This is a genomic window from endosymbiont of Galathealinum brachiosum (assembly GCA_003349885.1).
GTDB lineage: Bacteria > Pseudomonadota > Gammaproteobacteria > SZUA-229 > SZUA-229 > SZUA-229.
This window is the reverse complement of record QFXC01000013.1, coordinates 1-13,886: the sequence shown is the minus strand read 5'-3', so window position 1 is coordinate 13,886 and position 13,886 is coordinate 1. Positions and strand designations below refer to the sequence as shown.

Here is a 13,886-nt window from a genome sequence, read left to right as displayed (position 1 = left end):
TCCAATTTTTATATTTTGTGAATTCTCATTAAGTTTAATGAAATCAGTAAGATGTCGTTAAAATTAATTTATATCTAGTAATTGTAAAATATTTACACTTTTTATTAAAAAATTTACATTATTTATGAGTTATTAGCGAGTAAATGTCCTGTATTATAGTTAAGTATCATTAAAATTAAATTATTATTGAGTAGATAAGTTTGAATTGAGAGTAATAGTAAGTCTCCTATAATAGCTTGATATAAGGATATAACTAGATTAATGCTGATATGTTCTATGTGTTGTATTGATAGATAAGATTTGAAATTAAAAATATAGCTGGTTTTTTTAACTAATTAATAAAAAGTTCTAATAATATAAGAGTATGTGTGTTTTATTACATACAGGCTAAATAATAAAAATTAGTATCAACATACGGATATTTCTAAACTAAATATTAAATGAAAAAAGGCACATTCGTCATGTTGAAAAATAATAAGTCATTTGTTAAAGCGGGCCTTGTAATGGTCATAGGGGTTAGCGTTGGTGCGATTCCAGTGCAAGCTGATATTCACGTTAAAACCATCGATGCAGCCACATACGGTAATGTTGGTACCATTACATTTGATGACTGGGGTTTTATTGGTCCAAATGGTCGAACAGCAACTGATTTTGAACCTGTTAACGGGTTTAATGCCGATTCTGTGGGCCAAAGACAGCATGTTGTTACCAGAGATCCTGATTACCTGACGCCTGATGCTACTTATAATCACAGACCTGATGTTACGGGTGGTGCCTGGTTCGGTGGTAGTAATATGGATGGTGCCGTTAATTTTTATAAATGGGCATACACCACAAAAGGTGGTTCAACATTTAATAATATGCTTGTTGATACAGATGGCGACTATTTTATTGCTCAGGAAGACATGACGTTTCTTCTTTATGACACATACGAGCACCACGGTACACTGCCCGACACTGATCCTAAATATCAGGTAGACGGAACATACTACACAAATATCGCATTCCAGCCCTATGTTTTATCTAATGCTAAAGGCTGGTGTGGTTCGGTAATGGCAACTAATCCGGGTGCACTAGAGCCTATGGCTGGCCAGATTACCTTTGATTTCGCTTTCGATGTTTACCATCAAACATCGCCCGGCGTATACACCTACAGCAGTACTGAAATTGTTAGAGATTTTGAAATGCGCAGTTACGGAACGGTTTCTGTTGATGTGCGTAATGAGCTAGGGCAATACCCTCAAGTATATAGTGCTAGCGCTGTTGTAAATAATACAAGTCCTGATCCTCTTCTTCACACTGCGCAAGTAGGTGGAGCGCCTGCAGATCCAAATCAGTATAATTTGGTTTCTTTTATGGGTGCTGGGGTGCTTGAAAAAGCAGGCAAAGCTCAATGCGGAATATTGAATCCTGACTGGGTTGGTGGAGTAGGTCTTACTAATACTAGCGTTAAAAAATATACTGGATTGCTAGATGCGACCGATGAGACCTCATGTACTACTGCCGGTGGTACATGGCAAGATCATTCGTATGGTGGTTATGCTTATATCTTACGTGCTGATGGTATTCGTGTAATTGAAGCAATGGATTACGCAGCGTATTCAGATTTGAGTAATGTTCCTTCGGTTATTGGGCAATATGCATACAACAACGATGAAAGCGGTATTTCTCAACAGATTGCTAATTTAAGTGATGTTGATGGTGATGGTATTGATGATTTTACTGATAACTGTCCAAATACTGCAAATGCAGATCAAAGTGATAAAGGTGGTGTTGATTCAACTTTAGCAGATGGTATTGGTGATGCATGCCAATGTGGTGATGTAAGTGGGGATGGCAAAGTGACTAACTCAGATGCAGTATTAATGAAACGTCATTTATTAGGCTTACCATCAAGCTTTGATGCTGACTTCTGCGATGTAAACGGCGATGGTAATTGTACGAATACCGATGCAGTTTTAGTGCAGCGTTCAATACTTGGTTTACCACCAGGCATTCGTCAAACATGTACAGCAGCTGGTAATTAAAAAATATTTAAAAAATTAAATGAAGTAATGAGGTAGAAGTAATGAAAATAATTATAAAGCATATCACGGCAATGTTGCTAATTATGGGGTCGGCATCAACGCAGGCAATGAATGTTTGGGTCGTTGAAAGTGGTGCAAATCCATTTTTAAGTTCGCAAAATACATTGTCGCTTTCTGCGGGTACAACGAGTTTGGATCTTTATTATGATGTTGAAGGTGATACCAGTTATGGTTATGACTTCATAATGGATATTACAGGGTCAGGTAGTATTTCAAATGTAGGTGGTGGTGATTCAGATCTAGGTGATGTTTTCGGGAACGGATGGCGTCAGTTTGGTGGTGATATCTATGGTGAAGTTGGAAGCTCAGTTTTAGGCTTTAGTTTTGATTTCACAGCTGCTGAGGGTGCTTCACTTCTTATCGCTGGTACTTATACCGATGGAAATTTTGATGATACCGCTATAAACGCTTCAACATTGGCAGCGGTATCACCAGTACCAGTACCAGCTGCTGTATGGTTATTTGGTTCAGGTCTTATAGGGTTATGCTCATTTGCTAAGCGTCGTAACGCTTAGTAAATACTTAATAATCTTTTTAAAGGCCGCTCTATTGGCGGCCTTTTTTATGTCTGTAAATAATTAAAAATTAATGTGAGATTTATGTGTAATTAATAGCCGATAGAAAAGCTTATTAATGAATTGTTTTTAATAAGGTGTAATGTTGTTCAGGGCTATATGCGTGAATTGTTTATATTTTATGAAAACTTTACACGAAACCAGATAATTCAGAAAAACTAAGCTTCATCATCCAGGTATGCTTTTAAGTCGGGATCCAGTGATTTTTGTTAACTAAAGAAACGGGATACTTGCCTTCGCAGGTATGACGAAAACTTTATAATTTAAATTTTTCTACCGCTCAAAAACCTTTTTAACAATTATTAACAAATTATTAATTCTTGTTTATTGGTGATCAGACATGAAATTGATATGTGGCATATGTTCAGATTTTCTAGCTGTATTTATTAATTAGTATTTAATAAAGAGTTATATTCTTATATAAAATGTGTCGATTTAGCTTATTTAAGCGGGGGATTCGTCGGGATTATTTACAGTTTTAGGTGGTTAAAATATTCATTAGAATAACAAAGCCCCCTGAATGGGGGAGGTAGAGTATGGCACGTAGCTTGCAATTACATCTAATGAAAAAATAAAAAGTAGAAATGAAAAAGGAATTTCCATGAAACTATCTAGCAGTTAATGTCAGCTTCATTTGTAAAGCATAATATTTTTGAATTTAATTAAAATAAATTATAAATTACTCGGGCTGAAAAAAATGATGAAAAAACAACCAGTAAATACTATCCGAAAAACATTTATTTCTACGGCTATTGCAACTATTTTAACTGCTGGCTCGTTATCTAGTGCCCAAGCTGATGTTTATGAGTTTACCTTTGAAAATGGTGGCTGTTCAACAGGTACATGTACTGGACCAGGTGATGCTCTTTTTACCATTGTAAGTCCCAGTGGTGATCCAATTATGAATACAAGTTACCCGTATTACGGTGATTACACATGGCATTATGGTTTTCGTACTCAATTAGGTGGTAACTTAACGATTGATACAGGTGCAGGGACGGGTTCCATGACAATTAACCCATTTGATTTTTTTGCTTCAGGCCCTGCTGTTCCCCATGATATTACATTAACCGATCTGGATGATGCGAGTGATCCAACAGGGACTTTATGGCTAGCCAATATGTTATTCGATTGGAATGGTAATAGCTCCATTTCTATATCAGTCGTTATTGATATGCAAGGCTTGTTAACCTCATTAGCGAGCATTCAAAATGGTGATGTTATTGATGGTACGGGTGTGCTTGGTGGCACTGACGGCATGAGGAAAGGAATGCTTCCAATGGGGCCTTTACCTATTGCAACATCTACTTTAGACACGGATGGAGTTTCAATCACAGGTGATGACGGTCTTGGTGGTTCGCCGATGGATAATGGCCCATTTCAGGGTTTTAGTGCAAATTTTGATTTCTCAAAATTAACTTTTACAGGCTATATTGCTGATACAACACCGCCCGTGGTTACATTAAGTCATGATAATATTTTTACCAGTGCAAGTTCGTTTGACCCATATAACCCGGGTGTAACGGTCACTTGTACAGATAATAGAGATGGTATTGATATCATAACTCAATCACCAGGGGTTAATCCTAGGTTAAGTTTTACTGTCAATAGTAACGTTAATACAGATGTAGTTGGTTCGTATCAGGTTGAGTATCGTTGCACAGACAGTGCTTATGATGAGCCTTTGAATGACTATTACGCCGGTAATACATCTGCACCTGCAATTCTTACCGTTTTCGTTACAGACCCTGATGGTCCCGTTTTAACGATTAACAGTTATAACCCATTTGTTCATCAGGCATGTACGGCATATTTTGATGCCGGTGCAACTGCATCCGATCCACAAGATGATGATAATGTATTAACACAAAATATTGTGGTTAGTGGTAATACCATCGAAGGGCTTACACTTAACGAAAATGGAAATACATACCTGATTAATTATGATGTGACAGATTCAGGCGAGGGTAATGCATCTGGCGCACCGTTAGCTGCAATTACAGAAACCAGAAGCATTAATATTGTTGATACAGCAAAACCGATTGTTAGCATTTTCGGTGGTGCTTCAATCAATATTGAATCTAGTCAGGCTGATAATTATGTTGTGCCAATGGCAACAGCTGTTGATGCCAATAATGACTGTAACCCTGTTTTTGGTGGAGTGGCGACAACAACGGATTCTGTAAATTTTGTTGTCCCAGCTGGGCAAGATACATTGCAAAGTACCTTAAGGTACTTTGCAACAGATAGCGCAAACACGCCAAACGAAACACAAAGTAATCAGGTCGTAACCGTAACCCGATCAGAACCCGTTATCACTTTAGTTGGCGGTGACGTAAGTTTAGTTATAGATGATGTATATGTAGAACAAGGTTTCAATGTGCATGATGTACAAGATGGTGACTTAACGGCCATTACCACATCAGGAACATCAGCCGGTGTTGGCGCACTAGGAAATTACTTGATACATAATATTACTATTCGTGATAACTCATCATCCATTGTGAATTCAATTGTAGCGAGTGAGCATAATGGACCTTACACCGTTTATTACGATGTGACAGACAGTGATTCAAACTCAGCGGTACAAGTGACACGAAAAGTAGAATTTAGACTTAATGAGGGTGGTGGAAATTTCACTTTGTTAACGGCTGAAGGTTCGACCTTTGGTGGCACTAATGATGTCGTATTTAATTGGGATGAGTCGTTTAATACGTTTGAGACCGATATTAATTTTAATATGACTATTAGTTCAGAGCTTCCCCAACCCTTGTTTGGTTTTTCATGGGTGACTCATCATATCCGCGTGTTTGGTCCTGGTACTTATCTTTTTGATACTACATGTGCAGTATGGCAACTAGAGGCTGGATTGAATGTTTGTAATAATCCTTTATCTGAATCTCAAACAGAGCAGTTCTTAAGTATGACCGTAGAAGAAGGGCAGGTTGGTGCACATATTCTTATCGACTGGAATGGAAATACCAATATTGATATGGTTAATGTCTGGAATAGAGATGCGGTATGGGATGATGCCGATGGCGTGTCGAATATTAAAAATAATTTGTTTGGTGGTGATGCAGGTTCAGCTCCTGATCCAGCGTCTACGTGGATGTTAGTTTCAACGGATGTAAATGGTGATGGTATCAATGGTTCACCCATGGTGGATGGTCCGTTTATTGGTTTTTATGCCAACTTTAATGCAGCACCTAGCCTTGATCCATTTGATACAGATGGTGATGGTATTCAAAACCTGGTTGATAACTGTCCCAATACATTTAATCAAGATCAAAAAGATAATGGTGGCCTTGATTCAAATTCCCCCGATGGTATTGGTGATGCGTGTCAGTGTGGTGACATTAATGGCGATGGTAAAATTACCAATACAGATTCCGTATTAATTAAGCGCCACTTGATCGGTTTACCATCAAAGTTTGAAGTTGATTTCTGCGATGTGAGTGGCGATGGTGCATGCACAAATACCGATGCCGTCATAATTCAACGCTCATTACTCGGTTTGCCTCCAGGTCTTCGTCAGGTATGTGTCGCGGCGGGTAATTAGTAAATAGTATTAATAAAAAGAGAGAAGGATGTTAAATATGAAAAAAATGATTAAGTATGTTATTTCAATACTGTTAATTATGGGATCAGCATCAACGCAAGCAATGAATGTTTGGGTCGTTGAAAGTGGTGCAAATCCATTTTTAAGTTCGCAAAATACATTGTCGCTTTCTGCGGGTACAACGAGTTTGGATCTTTATTATGATGTTGAAGGTGATACCAGTTATGGTTATGACTTCATAATGGATATTACAGGGTCAGGTAGTATTTCAAATGTAGGTGGTGGTGATTCAGATCTAGGTGATGTTTTCGGGAACGGATGGCGTCAGTTTGGTGGTGATATCTATGGTGAAGTTGGAAGCTCAGTTTTAGGCTTTAGTTTTGATTTTACAGCTGCTGAGGGTGCTTCACTTCTTATCGGTGGTACTTATACCGATGGGAACTTTGATGATACCGCTATAAATTCTGCAACATTGGCGTCTGTATCTGCAGTACCAGTACCTGCTGCTGTATGGTTATTTGGTTCAGGTCTTATTGGATTGTTTGGAGTTGCAAAACGCCGTAAAGCGTAATGCAGTTTCATAAGTCTATTAATTAAAAAGTGCCGCTTATTTAGCAGCCCTTTTTAATTGTGAAAGATAGATAATAAAAAGTATTTTCTATTAAGTTTTTATAATTTATTAATTTTCTGTAAATGTTTCGTATACGTGAAAATTATAAAGCGACTTTTTCTAGTTTTAAAAGAGCATCTTCCCAGTTAAAAATAGATTGAGACCATTTTATAGCTTCTTCTACTTGGTTTGCATTCTGTTTGAGAACATTAATTTTTTCTTTTTGTCGATCTGCGTTGCTATAAGTAACATCGTTTGTATTTTTTGCGTGTTTATTCCATGAAGGGCTACTTAGAATATCTTCAATCTCATTATCTGTCAGATTGATTCTTAGATGTTTACTAACAAGCTTGAGCTTATTAAATGGATCATCAAGTAACTTCTCTGCATCTAAAGTCTTGCAATGTGCACTTTTATCAATAGCATCTAGATAAAGCATAATTGAAACCATCCAGACAAATGTTGCAGATTTAGCATCGTCTAATGTTTCAGGGTTGATGGAGTTAAATATTGAATATTTTTTCGCATCTCTGGTTGAGCGCATTACAAAATTTTTTAAAAACTTGCGTCTGCCTTCTGATTTTAAATTGGAAGCTATAAAGTCTTTCAGTTTTGAGTAAAGTAAAATGGCTTTGGAATTCTCTGATACGGTCATTATTTGTGGAATTATGTTATTACAAGAGTCTGTTGGTTTAATGATGGAAATTTCATTCTTAGACCAGGTCTTTGAAAGCATTTTCAAAGTAAAATGAAAGTATTTGTCCCATGAATTAATGTGTTGCTCAGGGAACTCTTCTTTTCGACGTTGCATTACAGCTAATTGGTGTAGAGTCACGGGTTCTCTATAAACCATTGTTTTATTCGATATGTCGACTGCACGGCTAAGTAAGGTTGAGCAGCAATATGCTGTGTGAAAGATAAAATTACATGTGTAGTGGTGATTGGTGGAAAATAAGCTTTCTATACAGCTATCTGTTAAGTCGATAGAAGTTGATGTAATAGACGCGCATTGAATTCTATGGTCTAAAAATGGGCTTTTTTTAAATGAGTCCCTATCCATTTTTAAAAATGATACCTGATTATTTCTTAAATCAAACTTGTGAAAATAATTTTCCGGTTTGAGTATGTCATCGTTAGAAATTTTATATTTCATATTGTTATCATATATAGTTTATAAAGACTATATGTCTACTTTTTATAGGTTTGTATTGAATTTAAGCGCTTTATATTAAGTCATATGACTTTAACTGAGTTAATAGGGGTTGGATATCATCTTCATAATTTTTCCAGCGGCTTACGGATTCATTGTAGATAGGTTGGTTTACCTGTTGTTGGCTAGCTGTTTTAACGTGTCGTTTATTTTTATAATGTTCTAAACATCCGTCTTCCCATTCTAGTGATAAATGATTTAGCAAACTCTTTATTTCTGACTCTGTGTTGTTGATGATGTTTTCATATTTTATGTTAATTAAATTGTCCGGGAAGAGCTGTTTCCAATAACTTACCAACATATTATATCTTGAGTAATGATGGGCAATATTATCCAGTTTAGTTGCGTATCGGTGAGAACTGTTGAAATATTGAAAATAGATGGAAAGACAATTATCAATTGGGTCTCTGGTGATATTAATTATTTTACTCTCAGGAAATAACTGAAGTATTGCGCCAATGTGTAGATAATTATGTGGCATTTTGTCGATCGTATATTTATGCCTTTTTGAGCAGACGCTATTCGTATAAAATTTCGTAGCTTGATCAAGTTGGGCTGAGGTGATGGCTTGCATCTTTTCAGGGTAGCCGCCTTTGCACATAAAGGAAATGGCTTGTTGTACCTCGTTACGCTCACCAGCTCCATATATCTCCGAGTGAGAGCATAGAATTTGTTCCAGTAAGCTAGTGCCAGATCTCGGCATACCTACTATAAAAATAGGTTGATGCTTACTTTTATTATTTGATTTTGGAAAATGGTTAATGAAATCTTCTGAATAAGTGTTTTGAATTCTAAACGTCAATTGGTTGAAGTTGTTTGGCAAATATAGATGAGGTGTTAAATTGTTAGCATCTTTATGTGCTTTAAAGGACTCTTTATATTTTTTTTCCTTGTCATATAACTTTCCAAGTGTATGTAATAAATTTTTCTTTACTTCAATATCTGACATATTTTCTTTTGACAAGAGACGTTCTATTTTATCCGTTGCTTCTGAATAGCATTTTAACTCAATGCATATCTCTGAAAATGCTAATATAAGTGAAGGGTGGTCAGTGATATCAACCTCTTGTTGTATAAGGTCATATGCTTCCTGTGTTCGGTCTAATAATCTAAGTGATTTCGCCTGACCTGAAATGGCTTCTTGTTTGAAATCTTTAAGTAGTGCAGTCTTAGTGTAAGTTGCTAAGGCTTCTGTTAGTTGGGAATTGCGTAGCTGTGTTTCAGCTAAAAGTAGAGCAGCATTTGATGTGTTGATATTTATATCAATACATTTTATTAAGTTTGCTATGGCTTGCTTATCATCATCCTGATGTAAGTTGATTAAAGCCATTTGATAATACGCAGGTGCGTACGCAGGTGATTTTTTTAGTAAGAGTAAAAGTTTTAATTTTGCGCCTGCAAAATCACCTGTAGATATCAGGTGAAGTGCAGATTTATACAGAGACTCTATTTTTTCCATGCTTTATTAGTTTTGAAGAATGTAAATTTTTCCCTGGATAGGTTTTCCTGCCTCATGACGAATGGTCGTCGCTTTTTGTTCGGCAATAGAAAAATTATATTTCTTAGCAAGCGCAGAGATGTATGTCTCGCTATGAGAAAATCTACCAGAATCTTTAAGTCGGAAACTGTCGGTATCCGTCGTGTCTTCTGTTGAAAATGCAAATATTCCGCCTTCATTCATTGCGTTTGATACGCATGAGAAGATGCTGTCAATATCACCAATATATACAAATACATCAGCAGATATAACAATGTCTGGCTTAAAATCATATGTGTTAAAGTATTTTTCTATATCGGTAGCCAGTAGTTCATCATAAATATTTCTGTCTTTGGCTTTGTTTAACATTTTGGGTGATAAATCTATACCTACCATCTTTTCTGATACATCGGCAAAGTGAATCCCTGCTAAGCCAGTTCCGCAACCTAAATCTAAGATATTATATTTTCTGTCGGTTGAAATATATTTATTAACCAGTTCTCCAATTAGCGTTGGTGTTTTGTATTGTAATTCACCAACTAATTGTTCATCGAATGTCTCAGCATATCCATCGAACAGGTCTGTTACATAGTCTTCGGGCGAGCTTTGAATAGATGTATCACCAGTAACTATTGATAAATAGTATTGTGCAGTTGAGTTGTTAGGGTTGATTCTGAGTGCTTCTCTAAGGCTGATTTCCGCATTTTCAAACTGGTCTTTTAATTTGTAAATTACGCCCATATTTAAATGTATATGTTCATCATTAGAATTAATTGATTTTGCGTTATCAAGCAGGCTTAGTGCTTCATCAAGTCTCTTTTGTTTAATGTAAATTTGTGAAACATCACAAATAGCTCTTATATTTTGTGGTGTTATTTTTAAAATTTGCTCGTATATTTCCAATGATTGATCAAATGAACCCTGTTCACTTAAAGCGAAAGCGAGGTTATATATCATGGTCAGGTTCTGGTTATCGTAATTTAAAGCTTCTTGATGTAATAGAATCGCTTCATTCAGGTTACCAGTCATTTGTTTGAGTAAGCCATAATTTGTTAAGGCGGCTGGTTGTGCTCTTTTTACTTGAAGGGAGGAGGTGAAGTATTTTTCTGCTTCTTCTAATTTACCTTCTTCTTTTAATGCGCCTGCTAGATTGGATAGTGCAGTTATGTCTTGGTTATTGATATTAACGGCTTTAGTAAATGCTTTAGAAGCTGCGCTGTAGTCACGCAGTTCATGGTATGAACTGCCTAGCAGTTTCAACGTATCAATATTTTGAGGGTCTTTTTTTAATAGTTGTAAGGCAAGTGTTTTTGAGTGATTAAACTCACCTAATAGTGCATGGCTTAGGCATAAAATATAACCACCGTAGGGGCTAAGCTTGCTTTTGGCCGAGTAGGCTAAGAGTGACTCTTTGGCTGCAAGTGCATTGTTTTGAGAAATGAGAGTTCTTGCCTGGTTGATTGCTTTCAACTCTTTAGGTTTTATATTTGCCAATGTTCTTCCAATAACTGTGTTGTAGTAATGTCGTATTAATTATATAAAATGATTTTTTTAAAAAGCCCTGTCGCCAAGGTTATCAATTAATTCCGGTAAAAAGGTTTCGTATTTTCTCCATTTTTCCACTGAGCTAGTATAGATAGGGCGTCTTACCTGATCATAGCTTGGTGTCATAACCGTACGCTTGTTTTTATGAAACTCAAGGCAGGCAGGATTCCATTCCAAATTACATTTTTCTAAAAGTGCTCTTATTTCCTGCTCCGGGTTGGTTATTACATTTTCATATTTAAGCTCGATGAGATTTATATCTAATGTGTCTTTCCAGTGTTCCATTAAATCAGCGTATAAATTGTAATACTTGCCTAGCATTTCAAGGCTATTGGAGTAGGAGTGGTGTTTATTGAAATGCTGGAAATAGATGGAAAGACACACATCTATTGAACTTCGCAAGCAGTTAATAACGGTCGCATTTGGAAACAGTAAATTAATTATTCCCAGGCCTAGAAAGTTATGTGGCATTTTATCGATAATTTTTGCAGCATCTGGTGACATAGCCTGGAGTGTTGTCAGATGTTGAGTTGCAATTTCAGTTGCATATTTTGTGCTCATATTATCCAGACACTGTGGATATGAATCAGCTGGTTTAAGGTCTACTGCAATTTGTTGCACAATGTTATGAATGTTCTCTAACTCACCTGCGCCATATACCGTCGGGTGACTGGCTAAAATTTGCTCGGCAAGACTAGTGCCAGATCGCGGCATACCAACGATGAAAATAGGCATATCACTATTGTTTTCAGATCGTTTTAAACTTTGTATTTTTTCTTTGGTGAAATACTCTTTAATGTTGTTAAACATTTTTTTCGTTTCATCTAAATCATGTTTGTCTTCGTCAAGATCATTGGCTTTTTTGTAACTTATAAATGTCTTATCCGTAATTTTGGATGATTCATATAACTTACCTAAGGCAAAATATTTTTCTACTTTATGCTTGGTTATTAATTGCTCGTCATCCAAAGCTTCTAATAGTGTAATAGCATGTTCTTCAAGTTTATGATGTTTTGCCAGTTTTCCGTACGCTAATACAATTTCAGTGTGTACTTCTTCTTTATCAAGGTATGGTTTTATTATTTCCAGGCCCTGATCATGATTTGCCTGGTGTTCGTAAATAGATGCCATGCCTGCAACACATACTTCATCATTGGGTATTTTTATGTCATATTCATTAAAGTATTTAAGTGCTAGGTCGTGCTTGCCTTGTCCTTGATAACATACCGCAAGATTTTTATAAGCATCTGGAATGTCAGGTGAAAGTTCAATAGCCTTTAAATATAGCGCTTCAGCTTCTTCGTAGTGTTGGCTATAATTTTCCTGATCTAGAAGGGCATTGCCTAAATTATTGAGTGCATTTGCATAGTCTGGCTTATATTCTATGGCTTTGCGGTACATTTTTTCAGCTGCATGAAAGAGTCTATCTTGCATGTATGCATTACCAAGGTTGCAGTATGCCTCAAAGTAGTCTTCTTTGTTTTTTATAGCCTTTGTAAAATGCTCAATAGCCAGAGTATTTTGGTTGTTTTCAAATAATGCCAGGCCTTTAAAGTTGTTTGCTTCAGGGTAGTTGGGGTTTGTCAATAATGCCCGGTCAACGTATTCATTACCTGATGTATCACCCGTGTCAATTAAGGTGATGCCAAGGTTGTATAAACCTTCTGCCATGCTTGGCTGCAATTTAATAGCTTTCTGGAAGTGCTCTATTGCTAAATCATAAGTTTTTAAACTTTTATAAGCTAAACCAAGATTGTTATGTGTATTTGCATTATTGGCATCTAATTTAAGAGCAGCAATATATTTGTTTGTTGCGCTGTCAAAATCACCTAAATTCCAGCTAGCTAAACCTGCATTGGTAAGTGTTTTTGGGTTTTTGGGGTTTAGTGCAATGGCCTTGTTGTTATATTGAAGGGCATTTTTATAATCATGCGCTTTTAAAAAGGCGATACCAATATTATATAAAGCACTTTCATTGTTTTTATCTAAATCGAGAGCTTTTAAACAATAAGTAATAACCTTATCAAAGTCATTTAATTGAGCATACAAACTTGCGGTTAATAATATAAAGTTAATGTCTTTTGGTTTTTTCTTTACAGCTTTTATGCTTTTTTGTAATGCTCCATCTACTTTCCCTGTTTGAGCAAGAGCTAAGATTTCTTGAAATTTTTTGTTCATTATTAATATACAACGGCTGTGATAAGGGTTTAATAGTAAGTACGAAGTCTAAGCTATTTTATGAATGTTGTCTCGTTGTAGAAAATTAACATATGACTTTACTTAAGTTTAGTGAAATGATTTTTATATTAATTTAATGGATATATGTAGTATGTAGTTTTAGGCATAAATAATATTGTGCGATACGTGTTTTTATTAATTAAGTATAAACATTGGCTTTAAATTGGTTAAAACAGAATGTTTTTTTATAGTATCTACAGTTATATGTGTGTTTTTTAGATAAAAGCTATCAGATTTCTATGTCAATAAATAAGTTGTGTAAAGTATTTCGACAGCGATTATTTAAAGGAAAATATTTAACCTATTGTTTTTATTAGTAAAATATACGGGCTTTTTATTTTCATGATATTGTTAAGGTTTAATGTATGGTGTATTTGTTACATATGTCACAGTAAATTACTATATTGTCGGTATTTTTTTCAATTATTGTTTTTTTCGGTTATAAAAAACATTTTTTTTCATATCTAGCTAGGTAACTTATTGATTGTTAATAATAAATATGTGTTTGGTATTGGCTGTGCATTATCTTCAGGCATGAAATGATTTTATTATATTTCTAAAACTAAAAAATTATAAATGAGGATG

General features: G+C 35.6%; 8 protein-coding genes. 4 read left to right on the top strand and 4 right to left on the bottom strand.

Annotated elements, in window-relative coordinates; genetic code table 11:
- The first annotated feature begins 794 nt into the window (after nucleotides 1–794).
- The 4 genes from DIZ80_12910 (at nucleotide 795) to DIZ80_12895 (ending at nucleotide 6,792) form a co-directional block, all read left to right on the top strand.
- Complete coding sequence (locus tag DIZ80_12910) at nucleotides 795–2,027, top strand: hypothetical protein (GenBank protein RDH81677.1); 1,233 nt, start codon at nucleotides 795–797, stop codon at nucleotides 2,025–2,027.
- Between the two features lie 41 nt (nucleotides 2,028–2,068).
- Nucleotides 2,069–2,602: a hypothetical protein gene (locus DIZ80_12905; GenBank protein RDH81017.1), complete on the top strand. Its 534-nt coding sequence runs from the start codon at nucleotides 2,069–2,071 to the stop codon at nucleotides 2,600–2,602.
- Between the two features lie 712 nt (nucleotides 2,603–3,314).
- Complete coding sequence (locus DIZ80_12900; protein ID RDH81016.1) at nucleotides 3,315–6,221, top strand: hypothetical protein; 2,907 nt, start codon at nucleotides 3,315–3,317, stop codon at nucleotides 6,219–6,221.
- A gap of 37 nt (nucleotides 6,222–6,258) precedes the next feature.
- The gene (locus tag DIZ80_12895) at nucleotides 6,259–6,792 is read left to right on the top strand and encodes a hypothetical protein (protein ID RDH81015.1); all 534 of its coding nucleotides are present in this window, start codon (nucleotides 6,259–6,261) and stop codon (nucleotides 6,790–6,792) included.
- A 142-nt stretch (nucleotides 6,793–6,934) separates the two neighbouring features.
- Here DIZ80_12895 and DIZ80_12890 read toward each other — a convergent pair whose 3' ends face one another.
- The 4 genes from DIZ80_12890 to DIZ80_12875 all read right to left on the bottom strand — a co-directional run bounded on the left by DIZ80_12890 (nucleotide 6,935) and on the right by DIZ80_12875 (nucleotide 13,241).
- Nucleotides 6,935–7,984 carry a hypothetical protein gene (locus DIZ80_12890; GenBank protein ID RDH81014.1) on the bottom strand — a complete coding sequence of 350 codons (1,050 nt, stop codon included), beginning with the start codon at nucleotides 7,982–7,984 and terminating at the stop codon, nucleotides 6,935–6,937.
- A gap of 70 nt (nucleotides 7,985–8,054) precedes the next feature.
- On the bottom strand, nucleotides 8,055–9,500 hold the full coding sequence (locus DIZ80_12885) for a hypothetical protein (GenBank protein ID RDH81013.1): 1,446 nt from the start codon (nucleotides 9,498–9,500) through the stop codon (nucleotides 8,055–8,057).
- Nucleotides 9,501–9,506: 6 nt separating this feature from the next.
- Nucleotides 9,507–11,012: a hypothetical protein gene (locus DIZ80_12880; protein RDH81012.1), complete on the bottom strand. Its 1,506-nt coding sequence runs from the start codon at nucleotides 11,010–11,012 to the stop codon at nucleotides 9,507–9,509.
- A 57-nt stretch (nucleotides 11,013–11,069) separates the two neighbouring features.
- Nucleotides 11,070–13,241 (bottom strand): hypothetical protein, encoded by a 2,172-nt coding sequence (locus tag DIZ80_12875; GenBank protein RDH81011.1) that lies wholly within the window; start codon nucleotides 13,239–13,241, stop codon nucleotides 11,070–11,072.
- Nucleotides 13,242–13,886 lie beyond the last annotated feature (645 nt).

What these genes read in the sequence shown, in the direction of transcription:
- DIZ80_12895 (RDH81015.1), top strand. Translation starts at nt 6,259, where the DNA reads ATGAAAAAAATGATTAAGTATGTTATTTCAATACTGTTAATTATGGGA.
- DIZ80_12905 (RDH81017.1), top strand. Translation starts at nt 2,069, where the DNA reads ATGAAAATAATTATAAAGCATATCACGGCAATGTTGCTAATTATGGGG.
- DIZ80_12890 (RDH81014.1), bottom strand. Translation starts at nt 7,984, where the DNA reads ATGAAATATAAAATTTCTAACGATGACATACTCAAACCGGAAAATTAT.
- DIZ80_12885 (RDH81013.1), bottom strand. Translation starts at nt 9,500, where the DNA reads ATGGAAAAAATAGAGTCTCTGTATAAATCTGCACTTCACCTGATATCT.
- DIZ80_12875 (RDH81011.1), bottom strand. Translation starts at nt 13,241, where the DNA reads ATGAACAAAAAATTTCAAGAAATCTTAGCTCTTGCTCAAACAGGGAAA.
- DIZ80_12910 (RDH81677.1), top strand. Translation starts at nt 795, where the DNA reads ATGGATGGTGCCGTTAATTTTTATAAATGGGCATACACCACAAAAGGT.